The organism is Staphylococcus sp. URHA0057 (assembly GCF_000620265.1).
Classification (GTDB): Bacteria; Bacillota; Bacilli; order Staphylococcales; family Staphylococcaceae; genus Staphylococcus; species Staphylococcus pasteuri.
On sequence record NZ_JHVS01000001.1, the window covers coordinates 87,527 to 113,249 of the forward strand.

General features: G+C 33.4%; 1 protein-coding gene. It reads left to right on the forward strand.

The window, feature by feature from the left end:
• The gene (ebh, locus tag N524_RS0100435) at nucleotides 1-25,719 is read left to right on the forward strand and encodes a hyperosmolarity resistance protein Ebh (RefSeq protein ID WP_029055344.1); all 25,719 of its coding nucleotides are present in this window, start codon (nucleotides 1-3) and stop codon (nucleotides 25,717-25,719) included.
• Nucleotides 25,720-25,723 lie beyond the last annotated feature (4 nt).

Sequence of the window (25,723 nt, forward strand, 5' to 3'; positions counted from 1 at the left end):
ATGAACGATCGTGAGAAATTACAAAAGTTTAGTATTCGTAAATATACAGTTGGTACATTTTCAACTGTAATCGCAACATTAGTATTTTTAGGATTTAACGCATCTAATGCACAGGCTGAAGAAACAAGCGCCAAGGAACAAACTAAAAATCAAACTTATCAGCATCAAGATGGACAACAGTCAAACACATCTGATTTAGCTAAACAAGAAACAAATACAATTTCACAGACAACCGATAAAGCAAATACTAATGTAGAAACTTCTATCGATAACTCAAGTCAAGAGTCTACAAAAGTAGCAAATTCAAAGAAATCTAATCAATCAGAACAAAATAGTTCTAAAGCACCGATTCAAAATTCTGAAAATACTGTAAATAAGAATCAAGAAGTTACAAATTCATCTGATTTAGAGCAGGGTAACACATTACAAAATGAACAACTTAATCATGCTGAGAATAAATTAACTGCACATGTTGAAGATAGCAATCGTCAAATTGATATAAACAATGACAATGCTCAACATTCACAAATTGATAAAAATGCTTTACAAGCATTTTTTGATGCAAATTACCATGATTATCGCTTTGTTGATAGAGAGAAAGCTGATAAAACGGCTTTCAATCAAGTAAAAGCAGCATTCGATAAAATTAATTTATTATTAGGAAGTAATGATGAATTAGACAATAAAACATTGCAATTAGCATATAAAGAATTAGAACAAGCTGTTGCAACTATTAAAACTCTACCTAAAAGACAAGCTCAAGTACGACGTAATCACCGTATTGAAGAACGTTCTGTAGAGCCAAGAGTAGGTTCTGATTATCAAAATGCATTATCAGAGTACTATGTTGAAAATTCAAATGATGGTTCAGGATATCCAGTTGGTACTTTTATTAGTGCATCTAGTCATGACTTCCCTACAGTTCCAGCACGTGAACATTGGAATATATTACATGCAGCTGATTCTAAAGAATTTGTATTAATGTCAGCTAAACCAGTACGTGATGGTTATGAATGGACAATTCAATTTAACCGAGCTTATACGAGACATGCAAAAATGGTATTTTGGTTTGGCTTGCCTGAAAATCAAACTCCTGTTGGGGAAACAAGAATTGACATTGTTGATCGTAATCAAAGCAATTTAATTAGCAGCACTGGTGCAGGCGGTGGTTTAAATAAATCATTACCTGAATTTTGGAGAAATGGTGATCAAATTGATAGTAGAAGAGCTAATTCTTTTAATCAGGGTGCACCAAATGGATATACCTTTTATGAAATGAGTGATATTCAAATCCGTAGTTTTGATGACTTTGCACGGGCAGGGGACTATTTCAATCAAACAGGTGCAAGTGAAACAGCAAAATCTAACGGTTATAAAAATTTCACTCTTTTAAATGGTGGAGATCAAAATCAAATACCAGGTTTAAATAAAATCTATTCATTTATTGGACAGGGGGAAAATAGTTATACAATTAAATTTAAAACTGTTGGTCCAACTACTGACAGATTATATTATGCAGCAGGTGCACGTGCTTATGAATATAATAATATGTCTAACTATACTCAACTTTACGTAGAGCCAAATAAGCAACATCAAGACAGAATTAGTAGCTTAACTCAAACTATAAATAGAGTACTACATATTGATAATACTAAAACTGTATACGATCCAAATGTTGGAAGGAATGTAACTAAATATATTTTAGATAGTAATTCTAATGTTATTGACTATGCAAGTGATCCTTTAAGCTATGTCAAAACACCAAGTAATACAGTTTTAGGATTTTTCGATCCAGATTCGGATTATAACCATAAGCGAAATTCAGATCCTGTTCAATTAAACTTATTCCAAATCCATGATATATTTAGTGAAGCTAATTTAACTGAACATAGCCGTACAGGACGACCTATAAGATTAATGATTGGGTTTGATGTTAAAGATAGATATGAAAATAAACAAACATTAGTGCCTGCTCAATTAACAGTCAAACCTGCATTACGTAATATCATCAATTTCTATACAAATAACGAAACTTTGGATAGAGGGGAACAACAAATATCTAAGGCAGTAAACCATCCTGTATTTGCAGTAAATCCTGGTGAAATGCAAAATAGTACATCACAAGTTGGAAATAAAACTGTATATAATCAACCATTACGTATTAATTTGGTTAGTAATGAACCATTTACTGATAAAGATTGGTCTATAATCGGTTTACCAAATACTCTTAGAATTGAAAATTCTGTCGATCGTGTGAATACAAATTATGAAAAAAATATTGAATTGGTAGGAACTCTTAAGCCAGGTGATTATTTTAGTACAATAAGATTTGGTAGAAAAGAACAAACATTTGAAATAAGAGTAAAACCAGCGCCTCCTCATATTGACACTACTGCAGAGCAATTACGTGGTAAAGGCGGAACAAGAGCAAATGTAGTTATTTCAAATGTACCGTTAGACACTAATGCACTAGTATATCTCATTAATACTGGTCCACAAGGTCGGAATGGTACAAATGATCCAAATACCGTTCCCGTTAATTACAACATTTTAGCAACTGCTACACCTGATGGAGAACACAGTACTGTAACAATTACTAAGAATGATTACACTGTATTCCCACTCCCAACAAGCGGTAATATTAAGGCGATTGTATTTTATAATGATAATGTTAAATCTAATTGGGGCAATGAAGTAGAAATCTTACCAGATGTTACACCGCCAACAATTAGTGACCCTATAAATAAGAAAGATAAATATTATAGAGGAGACCATGTTAGTTTTACTGTTAATGTGTCAGACGAACAATATGGTTCCGGACTAAAAAATACTAATATTGCAAATTTACCAAGTGGATGGACATCTAACTTTGTTAAAAATTCAGATGGACGAACAGGAGTTTTAACTATATCAGGTACAATACCTAACAATCAGGCTTTTAATAGTCACATCACTTTTACGATTACAGCAAATGATAATGCAAACAACATAAGCCAAGGTAAGCAAATATCAATAGATGTTGGAGAAATGAGTCAAGATTTTCATCCTATAGGTCTAGATAATGCTGAAAAAATAAAAGTTTCAGATCCAAGATCGGTAACAGATCTTGAAAATATACTTAAAATATTACAAGCGCTTCGAAGCAAAAATGCAACTATAATAGATAAATTAGCTCAAAGAAATCAGATTGTTGTTAATTCAAATGGTTCTGCTAGATTTACTTATTTAGATGGGTCTACAGATAACATGCCTGCTTCAGATATAATCACTTACAATCCTATTAGAAATACAGCATTTGCTAGTGGAGATAATTTAAAACAAGCTACAATTGTTATCGCTAAAGGGCAATCATATAATATTGGTGATTTAAAACAATATTTTGCGCTAGAAGATGGATCTGCGTTACCAAATGATTCATTTTACAATATTTCAGGGGATAATACATTACCTACTGCATCACAAATTTCACGTCTTGATGCAGGAACATATGACTATCAAGTTCTAGCTGCTAATGCGTATCATCAAACTCAAGCACCGTTAACTTTAACTTTAAAAGTTATAGATGTTCAACAACCAACAGATGATCAAAGGGTATATAGAGTATCAAATTATCAATTAACTGATGAAGAAGTTACTCGCGTTAAACAAGCGTTTATTAATGCTAATAGTCAAGTACTTCCATTAACAGAAAATGACATCACTGTAAATAACCCTGATGCTAGACAAGGTGTAAGTACTGTAACTGTGACAGTATCTAAAGATAGATTAGTTAAGACATTTACATCTAATTTGAATAATATGTCATTCCTTCGTTGGGTTGACTTTCCAAATGATTACCAAGTCAGTTGGACTAATCCTAAGATAGCAAATAGACCAACTGATGGGGGACTTGAATGGACACCTGATCATAAATCTTTAATTTATAGATATGACGCTACTTTAGGCCAAGATTTTAATACAAATGAAGTATTAAACTTATTAGTTGCTAATACTAATATTCCAGGTTTAAGAACTAACATTGTCGGTACTGAAAAAGAAGCTGCAGAAGCTGGTAGAAGAGCATCTAATACAACAGGATACTCTTTATCTACACCAAAGACAGATGGTCAAAGTTTATATACACTCGATGGCCAAGTTATTCAAGTACTTGATATTGTAACAACTAATACCGGTATCGGTGGACAAACAATTACTTATTCTAATTTGAGTAACAATAGTCAAAATTCAACATTAGTGAATGTAGACAAACCAGCTATTAATGGTGCAGGTGCATTTACTATTGATAAAGTTATTAAAAACAATACAATTAGCAATGCACATCATTCGATTTATCGAGCTCAATTATATTTATCACCTACAGGTCCTAAACCTTATATTGAATATTTACGTTCAAACATGGATCGTACAACTGACACTATTAATGTGTACTTTGTTCCAAGTGATAAAGTTAATCCAACGATTTCAGTTGAAAATTCAAATAATCAGCAAGTTTATTCTGGGGAAACATATACAAATCATATTACTGCTAATGATAATTATGCATTGCAAGATGTTACAGTTGCACCTACCTCGCAATTAACGGGGAATGTATCAAATAATAATCAACAAGCGTCGTTTACAATACCGAATGTAACTAGTTCAACGTCTAAAACAATTAACTTAATTGCAACAGACACAAGCGGTAATAGTACTGAACATTCATTCAATATAGCAATCAAACCATTAAAAGATAAATATCGTGTTTCAACAACTTCTACAGCTCAAAATCCAGTCAGAATCGCTAATATTAGCAATAATGCGAGTATTTCACAAGAGGACCAAGAAGCTATTACAAACTCAGTTATTTTGACAGAAATAGTACCTAATAGAAGTTATGCCACAGCATCAACAAATGAAGTTCAAAGTAAAACTGTAAGTAATGTTCGTAGACGCGGTAATAATGCTGATGTAACTGTTACAGTAACTTATACAGATGGAACTTCATCAACTGTAACCGTACCAGTCAAGCACATTCTTTATAATGTGATTGCTTCACCAAAATTTACAATACAAGGTCAAAATTTTGTTAGTGGTAAAGGATCAGCTCCAAGTGATTTCTTCACATTAGATAATGGAGACCCTGTACCTGATGCGACAATCACATGGTTACCAAATAACACACCTAATAAAAATAATGCTCAAATAGGTGAAAGCATCACAGTTAGAGCTAATATTTTATTTGATGGTGAAACTTCACCAATTGAAAAAGAATCATCGTATATGGTTGTAAAGACTGTGCCTAAACAAGTATTTGTTGCACCTAAATTGGGAACATTCCCTGATATTACTGACGTCAACAACCCTAAAGAATTTTTAAAACCTATTAATAACTCATGGTCTAACCAACCTGAAAATATGAGATTTGAGTTTATTGGCAATAATGGCTTAGGACCAAATACACGTCAAATAGGATTCCAAACTAGACTAGTACGTGTAACTTATGCTAATGGTCAAACTGAAAATGTTAGATTCTTATCTAAAGTACGTCCAGACCCACCAATTATTGATGCAAATTCTGTAAGTTACAAAGCTGGATTAACAAATCAAGAGGTTAAGTTATCTAATGTATTACCAAATTCAACAGTCCAATTATTTAAAGCAGATGGCACACCATTAACAATTACAAACCCACAAATTGGCGACAATCGTACACTAGTTGTTACTGTCACTGATGCATTACCTGATGGTGAAATTAAAGCTACTGCAACGTTGTCAGAAGGTAATCTTTCTTACACATCTATAAATGATCGTGGCCAAGTTACAAATGAAAGACACTCTGAAACTGTAGATTCGTTAGATAGTGATAGTGTTCGAGTAACAACACAATTACAAGCCATTGACGAAGGAGCAGTATTAGTTAAAGGTGGAAATAACTTTGATTTTGATCATGCAGAACGTTTTATTAAGAATGTACCAAGTGGCACAACAGCTACATGGCAAGATAATCCTGATAATTGGAAAAATAATGTAGGCTCATTTACTAAAACAGTTACAGTCACATTACCAAACGATCAAGGCACTAGAACTGTTGATATACCAGTCAAAATTTATCCATCAGCAGTCGCAATTAGTCCTGCTCGTGATAAAAAGGGTACAAATCTTACTCACGGCACTCAAGCTATTAATTATATAATTTTTGAACCAAATCAAAATACAACAGGAATTACTGCTGAATGGGCTAATAATTCTGCACCAACTTCTAATACTGCAGGCGTACAAAACTTAAAAATTAACGTAAATTATCCTGGTATACCTACACCAGTGCAAGTACCTGTAAAAGTGTATGTATATCAATTTGATTTCCCTCAAAGTGAATATACAACAACAATAGGTACAACATTTGCGTCAGGCATTGATGCTTCTCAATATGCTCATAATGAAAATGGTGATGGCCTACCTACTGACGGATTCACATATCATTGGAACAAAACTGCAACTGGTACTAATAATGCAAGCTGGTCAGCTATGAACAAACCAAATGCAGCTAAAGTAGTAAATGCTACATATGATGTTTTATACAATGGTCGAACATTTGCGACATCTCAACCAGCTAAATTTATTGTTAAAAATGTTCAACCAACTAAACCAACTATCAGTGAAACAGCTCAGGGTGTATTAACAATTGCACCAGGTAATGATCAACGTATTAATACAAGTTCTGGTAATGTTACAACTTATGCCGATAGATTAGTAATTAAACGTAATGGAAATGTAATTACTTCATTTAGTAGAAATAATAATAGAAGCCCTTGGACTAAGGAGCAATCTGCTCATACTGTAGCAGGAATCGTAGGTACTGCTAATGGAATTACTGTTACAGCAGGAACATTTAACCCAGCTGATACAATTCAAGTTATCACAACTCAAGGTAGTGGAGAATTAACAAGTGCTGAACAACCAAGTGATGAATTCACAGTTGTAGCACCACAACCAAATCAAGTTTTATCTACTGCATGGGACAATGGTCAATTAGACATTACACCTAATAACCCAACAGGCAATTTAGTTAACCCAACAAATGCTGTTGACATTTCTTACACTGAGAAAATTGCTAATAGTGCTGAACAAAATAAAATATTACATGTTGTTAAAGGCGCAAATGGCAAGTGGTCTATCGCTGATCAACCAAGTTACATTACGTTAGACAGTGCAACTGGTAAAGTAACGTTTAATGCTAATTCAATTAAACCTAACTCAGAAGTAACTGCGGTTGCTAAAGCAGGCTCTGGTAATGCAGCAAGTTCTAATTCTAGAACATTAACATCACCATCAGAGCACACAGTAACAACGGATCAAATTATTAAAGAATTCGGCGACAATATTACTGCTGACGAAATTAACAATGCTGTACATGTTAATAACAAACGAAATGCAGCAATTAAACAAGGTACAAATATGCCTACAAGCTTAGCTGGCGGTAGCACAACAACAATTCCTGTCATCATTACTTATAACGATGGTAGTACTGAAGAAGTAACTGAAACAATCTTTACGAAATCAGATAAACGTGAGTTAATTACTGCTAATGCTCATTTAGATGATGCAATTAGTACTGACGGTAAAACACCATCAAGTATTAATCAATATAACCAAGCAATGACAGCTGCCGAGCAACAAATCAATGCTGCTAAAGCTGAAGCAAATCAAGTCATTCAAGATCAATTTGCGTCACCTCAACAAGTTAGTGCTACTTTAACAAAAGTACAAGCAGCTCAAACGAAAATTGATCAAGCAAAAGCATTATTACAAGATAAAGCTGATAATAGTGAACTAGTAACAGCGAAAAACAACTTACAAGCAGCTGTTGATCAAGTACCTTCAACAGACGGTATGACTCAACAAAGTATTGATAATTACAATACGAAGCAACAAGTGGCTCAAGTAACTATTACTAATGCACAACAGGTGATTGATAATGGTGATGCCACTGAACAAGAAATTGCTGATGAAAAAGCAAGCATAGAACTTGCATTAACTGAACTTAACGAAGCAAAAGCTAATTTAACTGCTGATACTACTGCATTACAACAAGCAGTACAACAGCTTAATAGAACTGGTTCAACTACTGATAAGAAACCAGCTAGTATTACAGCTTACAACCAAGCAATGCAAGCACTTAATAGTGATTTAACTAGTGCTCGTAACAAAGCGAATGCCATCATTAATAAACCAATTCGCACTGTACAAGAAGTACAAGATGCATTAACAGCAGTAAATAGAGTCAATGAACAAATCACTCAAGCTATCGATCAATTACAACCTTTAGCAGATAACAGTGAATTAAAAGCAGCGAAAGCAAAACTTGATGAGGAAATAAATAAATCTGTATCAACAGATGGTATGACTCAAGAATCAATCAATGCTTACCAAACAGCTAAACAAACGGCTCAAGCTGAATCAAATAACGCACAACAAGTCATTGATAATGGAGATGCAACTGACCAAGACATCGCAGCTGAAAAAGCTAAAGTTGAAACTCAATACAATAACTTAAAACAAGCTATTACTAACTTAACGCCAGATAAAGCACCGTTAGAAGCAGCGAAAAATGAGTTAGAAAATGATATTAACCGTTCGACAAGCACAACTGGTATGACTGCGGATTCTGTCGCTAACTTTAATGAAAAACGCAATGCTGCACAACAAGCTTTAGAAGCTATTACTCAAGTACTTCAAGGTAATCCAGATGTAGCAACAATTAGAGAAAATGTGACTCAAGCTAATAACGCTAAATCTGCGCTTGATACTGCACGTGATGGTTTAACTGTAGATGAAGTGCCATTAGAAAATGCGAAAAATGAGTTACAACAAAGCATCACTCAAGCTGAAAGCACAAGTACAACAGGTATGACTCAAGATTCGGTGAGTGCATTTAATACAAAACTTTCTGCAGCGAAAGAAAAACTAAATGCTATTACTCAAGTATTAGATGGCAATCCTTCAGTTGACGACATCAATACAAATACAACCCAAACTAATAGTGTTAAATCTGAATTAGATCAAGCTAGAACAAATCTAACGCCAGATAAAGCACCACTAGAAGCGGCTAAACAAGCGTTAGAGCAAAGTATTAATCAACCAACAGATACTGTTGGTATGACAACCGCTTCACTAAATGCATATAACGAAAAATTAGAAGCAGCACGTCAAACTTTAAATGCAGTGAATCAACAACTTGCTGGCCAACCATCAGTTCAAACTATCAATGATAAAGTGACTCAAGCAACTAACGCTCAATCTGAGTTAGATCAAGCAAGAGCTGGTTTAACATTAGATCGTCAACCAACTTTAGAAGCATTACAACATGCAACAAGTCTTAACCAAGCTCAACAAGATAACTTTAGAGAGCAAATTAATGATGCATCAAATCATGCAGGTCTTGAAACAATTCGAAATAGCATTAATGCATTAAATACTGCTATGACATCATTACGAGAGAGCATTAATGATAATGATTCAATCAAAACTGGTATTAACTATACTGATGCAACATCATCTAACAGAACAAATTATGATAATGCAGTAAATGCAGCGAAAGACATTATTGGAGAACAAAATAGTCCAACAATGTCTCCTGACACAGTTAATCAAAAAGCAAATGCTGTTAATTCAACTAAAGTTGCCTTAGACGGAGAGCAAAACTTACAACGTGCTAAACAAGAAGCGATTGATACAATTACTAACGCTAATGACTTAAATCAAGCGCAAAAGAACGCTTTAACACAACAAGTAACGCAAGCTCAAAATGTACAAGCAGCTAATGATATTAAACAAAATGCGACTGCTCTAGATACAGCTATGGCCAATTTAAAACAAGGTGTCGCTAACCACGATCAATTAGTTCAAGACGACAACTATGTCAATGCAGATACTAATAAGAAAAATGCTTATGACACTGCTTATAATCAAGCAAATACAATCATTAATGGCAACGCTCAAAATCCAACGTTAATACCTAATGATGTAACTAACGCATTACAACAAGTATCACATGCTGAAACTGTATTAAATGGTTCTGATAACCTAAATCATGCAAAACAAGAAGCTCAAACAGCACTTGCTCAATTAACGCATTTAAATGACGCTCAACGTCAACAGTTACTGTCACAAATCAACGATGCACATCAAGTTGATTCTGTTAATGCAGTGAAACAACTTGCGTCTAATTTAGATACGGCAATGGATAACTTACAAAATGCTATCGCTAATAACGATACAGTGAAACGTGGCGAAGATTACTTAGATGCAGATAATGAAAAGCAAAATAACTACAATCAAGCAGTTTCAAATGCTAAACAAATCATTAGTGAAACTACGCAACCAACAATGACTGTTGATGCAATTAACCAAGCGATAAATCAAGTTACTTCAACAAAAGATGCATTAAATGGTGAAGAAAAGCTTGAACAAGCAAAACAACAAGCAAACAATGAGTTGAATACACTATCTCATTTAAATAATGCTCAAAAAGCAAATATCGCTTCTAAAATTAATGATGCAACTAATATTGCTAACGTTAATTCAGTGAAACAAAATGCCAACGATTTAAATACTGCAATGAGTAACTTACAAGATGCAATTAACAGCGAAAATGACACGTTAAATAGTCAAAATTATCAAGATGCATCATCTGATAAACAAACTAACTACACAACAGCAGTTAATGAAGCTAAAGCAATCCTAGCTCAAAACGGTCCTAATAAAACTCAAGACCAAGTTAACGCAGCTATTGCTAAAGTGAATACAGCTAAGAGCGAATTAAACGGTAACCGTAATTTAGAACAAGCACAACAAACTGCTAAACAAGCATTATCACAATTAACTCATTTAACTGATGCTCAAAAAGATCATTTAACAACTCAAATTAATAACAGTACAACAGTGGCAGATGTTCAAAGTATCCAAGGTAATGCGAATACGTTAGACCACGCGATGGATACATTAAGACAAAGCATTGCTGACCAAAATACTGTAAGAAATAGTGAAGATTATAACGATGCATCACCTGATAATCAAAATTCATATAATAACGCAGTAACTTCAGCTGAAGACATCATCAATGCTTCAACTAATCCAGAGATGAGTGCTGATACAATTAATGCGAAAGCTCAACAAGTGCTTCATGCTAAAGGCGATTTAAACGGTGACGAAAACTTATCAGCTGCTAAACAAAATGCACAACAGTATTTAGATACGTTATCTCATATTACTAACCAACAAAAAGATAACTTAAATACTCAAATCACTAATGCTCAAAATATTAGCCAAGTTGAACAAGCAAAACAAGTTGCTCAAAGTTTAGACACTACAATGAATAACTTACAAGATGCTGTTAATAATGAAAATCAAGTAAAAGCAACAGAAAATTACACTGATGCAGATACTAATAAACAAACAGCATACGATGAAGCGATTGCAGCTGCCAAAGCGATTTTAAATAAAGATGCAGGTCCTAACACACCACAAAATGATGTAGAAACAGCATTACAAAGAATTACTAATGCACAAAATGAATTGAATGGTGATCATAAAATTAATGATGCTAAAACAGCAGCTATTCAACATTTAGGTACATTAAATCATTTAACTACTGCTCAACATAACGCATTAGAAAATGATTTCAACCAAGCAACTAATCTTGCTGGCGTTGAACAAGTAAAACAAAATGCTGATGCATTAAATACATCAATGGGACAATTACAAACATTAGTTGATGATAAAAATAATGTTCAAAATAGTCAAAACTATTTAGATGCAGATTCACAAAATCAATCAAATTATGATATGTATCTTGTAACTGCTGAATCAACTGTAAACAAAGCGACTGGACCTAATACTTCTAAATCAGATGTAGATACTTTAGTTAACCAAATTAACCAAGCACAACAAGCATTAAATGGTCAACAAAACTTAGATCAAGCTAAACAAAGTGCAATCAATACAATTGATCAAAGCACTAACTTAAATACTGCTCAAAAAGACGCTTTAAAAGCTCAAGTTACTAGTGGTAATCGTGTTGCTGATGTAAATGGCGTTAAGCAATTAGCAACAACACTTAATACATCAATGGGTAACTTAAGACAATCGATTGCTAACAAAGCAGAAACTTTAACAAACGGAAATTATATCAATGCAGATAACGATAAACGTAATGCATATGACACTCAAGTTGCTAATGCAGAATCTATTATCAATGGTACAAATAATGTTGTTCTTGTACCAACAGATATCGATAATGCTACAACTTCAGTAACAAATGCTTATAATGCGTTAAATGGTGATAATAATTTACGTGTCGCAAAAGAAAATGCTAACAACACGATTGACGGATTAGCACAATTGAATAACGTTCAAAAAGCAAATCTAAAAGAACAAGTTCAAAATGCTCAAACATTACCTAATGTTCAAACAGTTAAAACCAATGCACAAACACTTAATGATGCAATGAGAACATTAAGAGATAGTGTTGCCAATGAACAAACAGTTAAATCAAGTCAAAACTATACTGATGCAAACCAAGACTTGCAACAGGCATACGACGCTCAAGTTAATAATGCGAACAACATTATTAATGAAACTGGAACACCAACAATGGATCCAAATACAATTACTCAAGCAGCAACACAAGTGACAAATGCAGAAGGTGCATTGAATGGTGCTCAAAATCTTGTAAATGCTCAAAACAATGCGAAAGCAAACTTAAACACGTTATCTCATTTAACAAATGCGCAAAAAGAAAGTATTACTAATCAAATTAATAGCGCATCTCATGTGAATGATGTAACTACTATTCAAAATGATGCGACTCAACTGAATAATGCTATGGGAGAATTAGCTCAAGCGATTCAAGATCAAGAATCTACTAAACAACAGGTTAACTACACTAATGCTGACCAAGCTAATCAAGAAGCATACAATAATGCAGTAGCTGAAGCAGAACGTATTTTAGATAAAGAACATGGCGCGAATACATCACAAGTTGATGTTCAAACAGCAATTCAAAATGTTCAACGTGCTAAACAGGCATTAAATGGTGACCGAAATGTTGAAATAGCTAAGACAAATGCTAAAAATGCATTAGAACAACTTACATCACTTAACAATGCTCAAAAAGCAGCGTTAACGACTCAAATCGACAATGCACCAACAGTTGCTAACGTCGAGCAAGTATCTAATACTGCAACACAGTTAAACCAAGCTATGGCTGAGTTACAACAAGGTATTAACGATAATAATGATGTAATACAAAGCGTTGATTATACTGATGCTGATCAAGCTAACCAACAAGAATATACAAATGCGGTTACTCAAGCTAATGCAATTCTAAATAAAGGTCAAGGTACAAATGCAGACATTACTCAAGTTCAAGCAGCATTAAATCAAGTTACAACTGCTAAAAATGCATTAAACGGTGAAGAAAAAGTTGCTCAAGCTAAAGAAGCTGCTAAACAAGCATTAGCAACTTATAATCACTTGAACACTGCACAAACAAATGTAGCAACTGAACAAATTACTAATGCAACTACACTTGCACAAGTCGCTCAAGCACAAAATACAGCTAATGAATTAAATACTGCGATGGGCGAATTACAAAATAGTATTAATGATCAAACTACAGTGAAAAATAGTGTTAACTTTACTGATGCTGACTCAACTAACCAAGACGCTTATACAAATGCAGTTACTGAAGCGGAAAGTATTTTAGATAATGCACACGGTGGTAACTTAAATAAAGAACAAGTTGAAGCGGTAACTAATAAAGTGTCTACAGCTAAAGACAATTTAAATGGTGATGCTAAAGTTCGTGAAGCGAAAGCTGATGCACTGAATAACTTAGGTACACTAAATCAATTAAACGATGCACAAAAGGCACATTTAACTAACGAAATTAATAGTGCCTCTACAGTTGATGGCGTTAACCAAGTTAAAACAACTGCTCAGAACTTAAATTCAGCTATGCAACAATTACAACAAGCTATCGCGAATAAAGACGAAACTTTAAACAGTCAAAACAACTTAGATGCTAATACAGATAAGAAAAATGCATATACTGGAGCAGTAGCAAATGCCGAAAGTATTTTAGACAAAACGAGTGGCACAAATGCTGATCAAAACGCAGTTGAACAAGCAATTCAAAACGTTACTCAAACTGCTAGTGAATTAAATGGTATTCAAAACTTACAAATAGCTAAAAATGATGCAACACAAGCAATTGAAAACTTAGCACATTTGAATACACCACAGAAAAATGCACTAAAAGAGCAAGTTAACCAAGCTCAAAATGTAGTAGCTGTTACTGACCTTCAAAATAATGCTAATGCATTAGACACTGCAATGGATCAATTACAACAAGCTGTAGCTGACCATAATACAATTGTTACTGATGGTAATTACACTAATGCAAGTGCTGAGAAACAAGGTAACTATACTGATGCTTACCAACACGCACAAAACTTAATTAACGGTTCGCCAGATGTTGTTACAAATCCAGCAGACATCAATACTGCTACACAAAATGTAATCAGTGCTGAAAATGAATTAAATGGTAATACAAATCTTACAAATGCGAAACAAGAAGCAACAGAAGCACTAAGTCATTTAACAGATCTCACTGATGCACAACGTCAAAGTATTACAAACCAAATTAACAGTGCTACACAACTTGATCAAGTTGCTAATATCAAGTCAAATGCAAATGCACTTAACAATGCGATGACTGATTTAAGACAAGAAATAAGCCATCAACAAGCAGTTAAAACAAGTCAACCATTTGTCGATGCTGATAATGATAGACAAACTGCTTACAACGATGCGATTAACCATGCTGAAAGTATTGTTAGTGAAACTACTCAACCAGAACTTAATCCTTCAAACGTTTCGCAAGCAATGCAACAAATTAAAACAGCAGAAACTGGTTTAAATGGTGCCGCTAACTTAACTCGTGCTAAAGAAAATGCATTACAAGATTTAAATCAACTTACTCATTTAAATCAAGCACAACGTACAGACTTTACTAACCAAATTAATGATGCTCAAAATATTGCAACAGTAAATCAAGTTACTTCTATTGCATCATCACTTAATCAAGCAATGGGGCAATTGATTGATGCTGTTAATGACCAAACAGATGTTAAACAAAGCGTCAATTACACTGATGCAGAACCATCTAAACAACAGGATTATAATAACGCAATAACAAGTGCTGAAAGTATTACGAACCCAACAACAGGTTCTAATGCAAACCAAGCACAAGTTGAAACAGCATTGTCAGCAATTAATACTGCTAAACAAGCTTTAAATGGTACGCAAAAAGTCAATGAAGCTAAAAATAATGCATCTCAAGAATTAAATGGTTTAGATAATTTAAATAATGCTCAAAGAGAAAATGTAGCTCAAAAAATTAATCAAGCTCAAACAGTTGCTGAAGTAGAGAAAATTAAACAAGATGCTCAAGATTTAAACACAGCTATGACTAAATTAAAAGAAAGCTTGGCTGACAAAGACAATACGTTAGATAGTCAAAATTATGTAGATGCTGATAATAATAAGAAAACTGATTATACAAATGCAGTGACAAATGCTGAAAATACTTTAAACCCTACACAAGGTACAAATCTAACTAAAGAACAAGTTGAAGCTGCAACTAACCAAGTTAATTCAGCTAAGAATGATTTAAATGGTACTCAAAACTTAAATAACGCTAAACAACAAGCTACAACAAATATCGATGGATTAACTAATGTTACTGATGCTCAAAAAGAAGCACTTAAACAATTAGTTGGAAATTCATCGAATGTAGCAGAAGTTCAAGCTAATTTACAAAAAGCTCAAGACGTTGACCAAGCGATGAATCATTTAAAACAAAGTATTGCAGATAATACAGCAACTAAGAATGATCAAAACTACTTAGATGCGTCACCAAATAAACAAGAGGCATATAACAATGCAGTTGATAGTGCAAAAGATATTATTGATAACACTTCTAATCCATCATTAGATCCGACTGTTATTAATCAAGCCACAACTAACGTGACAAACGCTAAAAATGAATTGAATGGTAATGATAATCTGAACCAAGCAAAACAAGAGGCTAATCAAACAGTAGGTGGACTTGATAACTTAAATAATGCACAACAACATGCTTTAAATGAGCAAATTAGTCATGCAACATCAGTTGATGAAGTAAATCAAATTAAAAACAATGCTCAAAATCTAAACAATGCTATGGCTGGTTTAAAACAAGCAATTGCCGATAAAGATTTAACAACATCAAAAGTTAACTTCACTGATGCTGATCCTGAAAAGCAAGCTGCTTACAATCAAGCTATTACGAATGCTGAAAATATATTAGATAAAGCTAGTGGCAGTAACGTATCTCAAACTGAAGTTGAACAAGCAATTCAACAAATCAACAATGCTAAACAAGCATTAAACGGTAATGCAAACGTTCAACAAGCTAAAGACGAAGCAACTGAACTCATCAATAATGCGAGTGACTTAAACCAAGCTCAAAAAGATGTATTAAAAGGTCAAGTGAATAATGCTACAACTGTTGCTGAAACAAATGGTATTAAACAAACTGCTCAAGACTTAAATAATGCAATGACACAATTGAAACAAAGTATTGCAGATAAAGATCAAACTAAAGCTGATGGTAACTTTACAAATGCTGATACTGATAATCAAACTGCATACAACAATGCTGTCACTCAAGCTCAACAGTTAATTGACGGAGCTCCAAATGTAGTTGTAACACCAAGTGAAATTACTGATGCGCTTAACCATGTTAATCGAACTAAAGACGAATTAAACGGTAATACAAACTTAGCTAATGCTAAACAAACAGTTACAAATGCAATTGATCAATTACCAAACTTAAATCAAGCTCAACGTGATGAATATAATAAACAAATCACACAAGCTACAGCAGTTCCAGATGTAAATGCGATTCAAACAGCTGCTGAAAAGCTTAACGAAGCTATGACAAACTTGAAACAAGGTATCGCTAACAAAGACGATATTTTAGCAGGCGAAGACTATCACGATGCAGATCCAGATAAACAAGCAGCATTTAACGATGCTATCTCTGCTGCACAAGATTTATTAAATCAAACAGCTAGTCCAACAATGGATCCAACTCAAGTGACTAACGCTTTAACGAAAGTTCAAGAAACGACTCAAGCATTAAATGGTAATGAAAATCTTGAAACTGAAAAGCAAAATGCAAAAGCAACGATAACTACACTTGATCATTTAAATAGTGCACAACAACATGCTCTAACTGATCAAATTGATCAAGCACCAGATATCGAACATGTTAACCAAATCAAACAAGTAGCGGAAAACTTAAATAATGCTATGACAGCCTTATCTAATGGATTACAAGATAAGACAGAAATATTAGGCAACATCAATTACACAGATGCTGATCAAGATAAGAAAGATGCATATGATGCTGCTATTGCACATGCTGAAAATATCTTAGATAAAGCTAATGGTGGCAATGTACCTCAAACTGAAGTTGAACAAGCATTACAACAATTAACTGATGCGAAACAAGCATTAAATGGTAATAACAATGTTCAAAATGCCAAAAATGAAGCAATTCAAGCTATTGAAAATGCAAGTGAGTTAAACCAAGCTCAAAAAGAAGCGTTAAAACAACAAGTAGATTTAGCTACTACAGTTGATAAAGTCAATGGTATTAAACAAACAACGCAAGATTTAAATCAAGCAATGGCTGATTTAAAACAAGGTATTGCAAATCATGACCAAGTGATTACAAATGGTAATTACTTAAATGCAGATCAAGATAAACAATCAGCATATTCTGATGCAGTAAATCATGCTCAACAAATTATCAATGGAACTCCAAATGCTATAGTTAATCCACAAGAAGTAACTCAAGCATTACAACAAGTGACTCAAACTAAAGGCGAATTAAATGGTGATCAAAATCTTCAAACCGCACAACAAAATACGACAACAATGATTGATCAATTATCTAATTTAAACACACCTCAAAAAGAGGCGCTTAAACAACAAGTAACTCAAGCAGGTTTAGTTCCAGATGTTGATCGTGTAAAACAAACTGCTAATGATTTAAATACTGCAATGGGTAATTTGAAACAACAACTTCAAGTTAACAGTCAAGTGCCGCAATCAATCGATTACACTCAAGCAGATAACAGTAAGCAAGTTGCTTATGACAACGCTACAAATCTAGCGCAACAAATCGTAGATGGCACACCAACAGCTGTATTAAACGTTGAAGATGTTAATCAAGCACTAACAAATGTTAATCAAGCTAAAGACGAACTTAACGGTAATGAAAACTTAGCTCAAGCTAAGCAAGAAGCAACAACTCAACTTGGTACATTACAAGATTTAAACCAACCACAACATGATGCACTTGCTGAACAAATTAACCAAGCACAATCAATTGATGCTGTTAACCAAATTAAACAAACTGCACAAGAAGTTAATAATGCAATGAATCAATTAAAACAAAGCATTGCTAATAAAGATGAAGTATTAGGTAGTGAAAATTATCACGATGCTGATGCAGACAAACAAATAGCATACACGAATGCAGTGAACCAAGCAGAAGCTATTATTAATCAATCATCTAATCCGACGTTAAATGCTAGTGACATCGAGAACACGATGAACCAAGTTAATAACACACATAACGAGTTAAACGGTGATGCAAAACTTGCTACTGAAAAGCAAAATGGCAATACAGAAATTAATGCAATGTCTCATTTAAACGATGCTCAAAAACAAGCACTCACAACTCAAATTGAACAAGCACCAGATATTGCAACAGTAAATCAAGTTAAGCAAACTGCTCAAAATCTTGATCAAGCAATGAATCAATTAGCTCAATCAATTAATGATAATGCACAAACATTAACTGATGGTAATTATTTAAATGCTGATCAACAAAATCAAGAAGCGTATAACCAAGCAGTTGCTAATGCTGAAAATGTATTAAACCAACATGCTGGCACAAATGAACTTCAAGATGCAGTTGAACGTTTAACAAATACAGTTAATAATGCGAAACAAGCGTTGAATGGTAATACAAACTTAGCTCAATCTCAACAAGAAGCTACTCAGTTTGTTAATCAATTACAACATCTTAACGATGCTCAAAAGCAAAATTACAATACTCAAATTAACCAAGCACCATTAGTTACAGATGTTTCAACAATAAAACAAAACGCTCAAGCGCTTGACCAAGCTATGGAACAATTGAGAAACAGTATTGCAGATAACCAAGATACATTAGCTTCTGAAGACTATCATGATGCAACAACTGAACGTCAAAATGACTATAACAATGCAGTAAATGCAGCAAATAATATCATTAACGAAGCTACTTCACCAATCATGGATCCAAATGATATCAATTCAGCTACATCTCAAGTGAACACAACTAAAGTAGCTTTAGATGGTGACGAAAATCTTGCAAACACTAAACAACAAGCTACTGAAACAATTAGACAATTGAGCCATTTAAATCAAACTCAAGTCCAAGCTTTAGAAGCTCAAATTACTCAATCGTCAGACATTGCTACAGTGAATCAACACTTACAAACTGCACAAGATTTAAACAGTGCAATGGGTAATTTAATTCAAGCTATTGCTAACCATAATGACATTGAACAGCAAGGTAACTTTACAAATGCGGATAATGATAAACAGACAGCATACACTGATGCAATTGCGAATGCAGAAAGTATCATTAACCCACAAACGGGTCAAAATGCATCACAAACAGAAGTAGAGCAAGCAATTACTCGTGTTCAAGATGCGTTACAAGCATTAAATGGTGATCAAAACTTACAAGATGCAAAAGTCAATGCTGAACAAGCAATTAATGCACTAGTTGATTTAAACGATCCACAAAAACAAGCTTTAATACAACAAGTGAATGGTGCACCATTAGTGACTGATGTTCACCAAATTGAACAAAATGCTAATACACTAAATCAAGCTATGCATGGTTTACGAGAAAGCATAAAAGATAACGCAACAGTCAAAACTAATAGTATTTACATTAATGAAGATCCAACAGAACAACAAAACTATGATCAAGCAGTTCAACATGCGCAAGATATCATCAACGAACAAACTGCTACGTTAGATGGAAATACTATTAATCAAGCTACTGAAGCAGTTAACAATGCTAAGCAATCGTTACATGGTGATGTGAAATTACAAAACGACAAAGACCATGCCAAACAAATAGTTAGTCAGTTATCTCATTTAAATGATGCTCAAAAACATATGGAAGATGCATTAATAGATAGTGAAACTACAAGAACAGCTGTTAATAATGACTTAAACGAAGCACAAGCACTTGATCAATTAATGGATACGTTACGTCAAAGCATTGCTGACAAAAATGATATTCATGCAAACAGTCAATATATTAATGCTGAACCTAACAAACAACAAGATTATGACACTGCTTTACAAAATGCTGAAAATATCATTGCTGGAACTAATAACCCAACAATTAATAAAGGTGATGTATCTCAAGCAACTCAAGCTGTCGATAATACGAAACAAGCATTAGACGGAGTTCAAAGATTAGAAGAAGATAAACAAAATGCAGGTACATCATTAAATCAATTTGATCATTTAACACCTGCTCAACAGCAAGCTATAGAAAATGCTATCAACAACGCTTCCACTCGTGATGAAGTTGCACAAAAACTTGAAGAAGCACAAGCACTTAATAATGCAATGCAAGCTTTAAAAGATAGTATTCAAGATCATGCACAAGTTGAAGCGAGCAGTAAATTTATTAACGAAGATCCTACTCAAAAAGGTGCTTATACTGATGCAGTTAACCATGCTTTAGACATTATAAATAATGATTCAAATCCAATACTAGATAAGTCTGCGATTGAACATGCAACTCAAGCAGTAAATAATGCTAAAGATGATTTACACGGTGATCAAAAATTAGCTAATGATAAACAACATGCTAATGAAACTCTAAATCAATTAAATAATCTTAATACTGCTCAACGTGATACGCTACAAAATCAAATTAATGGTGCATCAACTAGAGATGAAGTTGCACAAATTATCAATCATGCTCAAGCACTTGATTTAGCAATGGAAAATCTAAAAGTAAGTATTAAAGACCAAGCTCAAACTGAAGCGAGTAGCAAATTTATTAATGAAGATCCTGCACAAAAAGACGCATATACACAAGCAGTACAACATGCTCAAGACTTGATTGACCAAACGTCTAATCCTACATTAGATATCACTCAAGTTGACCAACTAACTCAAGCAGTGAATAATGCCAAAGATAATTTACATGGTGACCAAAAACTTGAGCAAGCGAAACAACGAGCTTTAGAGAGCTTAAATAACTCATCTGATCTTAACCAACCACAACGCCAAACGCTTGAAACACAAATCAATCAAGCAACAACTAGAGATGACATTAATCAAATCTTAGTAAATGCTGCTGACCTTAATACAGCAATGGGCAATTTAAAAGCAAGCATTAATGACCAAGCACAAGTTGAAGCAAGTAGTAAATTTATTAATGAAGATCCTGCACAAAAAGATGCATATACTGAAGCAGTAACTAATGCCAAAGATTTAATCAATCAAACTTCAAATCCAACAATGGATACAAACCAAATTGAACAAAAAATCCAAGAGGTTATCAATGCTAAAGACAATCTTCATGGTGATCAAAAACTTGAACAAGACCAACAGCAAGCAATAACTACTGTTGATAGTTTAGATCATTTAAATCATGCGCAACAACAAGCTGCTAAAGATGCAATTGCTGGTGCTACAACAAGAACAGAAGTAGCACAATTGGTTCAAACAGCAACTCAACTTGATCAAGCGATGAAATCATTAAAAGATCAATTGAATCAAATTAATACTGATAAAGCTGAGCCTAATTACACTGAAGCTTCAATAGATAAACAAGATGCATTAAATCAAGCAATAAGTAATGCTGAAAATATCGTTAACCCAGCACAAGGTACAAATGCTAATCAAACTGAAGTTGAACAAGCTTTAACACAACTTCAACAAACTGCAAATGATTTAAATGGTGATCAACGTGTTGCAGATGCTAAAGCACAAGCTAAAACAGACATCGATCAATTAACACATCTTAATAACGAACAACAAACTGCTATTAAACAAAATATTGATAATGCTACTCAACTTCAACCAATTGCTCAAATAGTTGAACAAGCAACTCAATTAAATACAGCAATGCAACAATTACAAGATGCAGTTAATGATCATACTAATGTTGAAAATTCAGTTGATTACAGCCAAGCAGATAACGATAAACAACAAGCATATCAACAAGCAATAACACATGCTCAACAATTACTTACAGAAAATGCATCGCAACAACAAGTTGAACAAGCTTATCAGGACATACAACAAACTAAACAAGCATTAAACGGTGATGAAAGAGTAGCTGAAGCGAAAACTCAAGCTAACCAAGCTATCGATCAACTCAATGCTATTAATGATTCACAACATCAATCTTTAGTTGAAAGAGTTAATCAATCAAATGACTTAAATGAAATTCAACAAATTGTTGATGAAGCTACATCATTAAATACAGTCATGAATCAGCTTCAACAAACTATCACTAATAATGAAGCATCAACTAAAAATAGCGGTAATTACATTAATGCTGAAGCTCAATTAAAACGAGACTTCGACCAAGCAATTACTAACGCTAAAGATGCAGTTGATAAAGCAAATGGTCAAAACTTACCTAAAGATCAAATTCAACAATTAATTGAGGCTATTTCAACTACAAAAGATGCACTAAATGGTGATCAAAGACTTAGTGATGCGAAAACTAAAGCGTTAGAAACATTAGACCAATTAACTAACATTAATAACGCTCAAAAGCAATTAGCTACATTACAAATCGATAATGCTGATACATTAAATAAAGTGACTCGAGCTATTAATAAAGCAACAGCAGTAGACCAAGCGATGAATGCTTTAAAACAATACGTTCAAAATAATGAACTACCAATAAAATCTAGCTCAAACTTTATAAATGCCGATGATGATTTAAAAGCCCAATTCAATAAAGCTATCACTAACGCACAAAATGTATTAAATAAAGATAGTGGAAATGCATTAACAAATACTGAAGTGGAAGCATTAAAACAAGCTATCATAGATGCAGAAAATGCATTAAATGGTGACCTTAAAGTTACAAATGCTAAATCAAAAGCTGATAAATTTATAGATAGTTTAGATCAACTTAACCAACCACAAAAAGTGGCAGCACATGAAGCAATCAAGAAAGCTAATGATTTAGATACTATAAATGACATTATCAATAATCAAATAGATTTAAATGATGCAATGGCTGAACTTAGAGATCTCGTTGAAAATACTATTCCAAACAGTGAAAATAGCATCAACTTCCAAAACGCCGATCAAAGTGCAAAAGATAATTTGAATGAAGTTAAATCAAATGCACAACAAATGCTAGATGGAAACAACAATAAAGGTACAGATGTTAACGATGTTCGTGGAATGATAGAATCAATTAAAGAAGCAATTAACCAATTAAATGGTGAAGAGAGATTACAAGAAGCTAAAAATGATGCCATCCAAGAAGTTAATAAAGCTTTAGCAGATAAATTGAAAGAAATTAATGCATCAAACGCTACTGAGCAAGATAAGACTGACGCTATTAATAAAGCCAAAGAAATTGCTAACCAAATTATTAATGATATTAATAATGCGACTAGTAACGATCAAGTCAATAAAGTTCAACAATCAGGCAACAAAGCAATCGATGAGATTCATGCAAATGAAATACCTAAAGCTAAAATCGATGCTAAAAATGATATTGAACAAAAAATCAATGACCTTATTACTAAGATTACAAATAACCCTGATTTAACGGATACAGAAAAACAACAGTTAATTAATCAATTGAATCAGTTAAAACAACAAAGTAATAATGATATTGATAATGCAACGACTAAAGAAGATATTGATCGAATTAAGCAAAAACTAGAAGATGCTGTTAATAATATTTCTAACTATGTCACAGCTAAAGTTGATGCTAAAAACGAAATCAAAGATGCTGCTGCAGCTAAAATCAAAGAAATTGATAATAATCCTGACTTAACGCCAGAACAAAAAGCTGCCGCTAAAGACGAAGTCAATCGTCTAAAAGAACAAGCATTGAAAGATATTGACAACGCGAAAGACTTAAACGGTATTGATGAAGCGAAATCTCAAGCACGAGATACTATCAGCAAATTTGATCCAAATCAATTCACGATTGATCAAGCAAAAGACAAAGCGAAACAAGCTATTGAAGAAGCAGCTAACAACAAACTCAAAGAAATTGATAATAACCCTGACTTAACGCCAGAACAAAAAGCTGCTGCTAAAGACGAAGTCAATCGTCTAAAAGAACAAGCACTTAAAGATATCGATAATGCGAAAGACTTAACTGGCATTGAGGAAGCGAAATCTAATGCGCAAGATACTATCAGCAAATTTGATCCAAATCAATTCACGATTGATCAAGCAAAAGACAAAGCGAAACAAGCTATCGAAGAAGCAGCCAACAACAAACTCAAAGAAATTGATAATAACCCTGACTTAACGCCAGAACAAAAAGCTGCTGCTAAAGACGAAGTGAATCGTCTAAAAGATCAAGCGCTTAAAGATATTGATAATTCAAAATCACTTGAAGATATAACTAAACAACAACATAAGTTTATATCTCAGATTATTTCTGTAAATCCAATTAAAGATTTAGTGAAACGTAAAGACGATGCTATTAAAAATATCAATAAAATATCAACACAAAAAGCTAATGACATAAGAAACAGTAGATTTGGTACTGCAAGTCAAAAACAAGATGCTTTAAATAGAATTAATAGCATAGTTAATGACACGATTAGAAGAATCAAAAATGCTCACACACCACAAGAAGTGGATGATGCATTGAGAGATGGTATTAATCGTATCTTAGCTGTTCAAATCAATACAAATATTGGCAGAAACAGAAATCAATTCAACAATACTTTAAATAGACCTTTCGATTTAACTAGAGTAGTTAGAGCTAATCAAACTAATGCTACTACTATCTTCGGAAATGGAACTAAAGAAAAATTAAATGGCAGCATACCTAGCGATAAATCTAAACAAAACAAAGATAAAAATAACAATCATCAAAATACACATAGTGTGACAGATTCAATTGCTAATGTACTTAAAAAGACACTAGGATTTGTAGGTATTTCTGGATTATTAGCTAGTTTCTGGTTTGTAATGGCAAAACGCCGTAGAAAAGAAGAAGAAGATGAAATGTTGAATCATAAAGATACTATTAAAGATGAAAAAAAACATTTATTGAGTGATAATGACCATGAACCATTGTTATTAGCTAAACAGAAAAAAGATGAAACAGAAACTAACAAACAATCTTCAAATTCATCAAAAGAGAAAAAGCTTAAAGGTAATGATAAAGATGCACCTATATTAATTGCTAAAAAGAAACAAAATCGTAAAGATAATGAAAATAAAGCAAAAGGTAAATCAACATCTAATAACAAAAAAGTCACAAACTCAAAAAAGAAGAAAAAGAATAATAAAAAATCTTCAAAACGTAAAAAATAAAACT

What these genes read in the sequence shown, in the direction of transcription:
- ebh (WP_029055344.1), top strand. Translation starts at nt 1, where the DNA reads ATGAACGATCGTGAGAAATTACAAAAGTTTAGTATTCGTAAATATACA.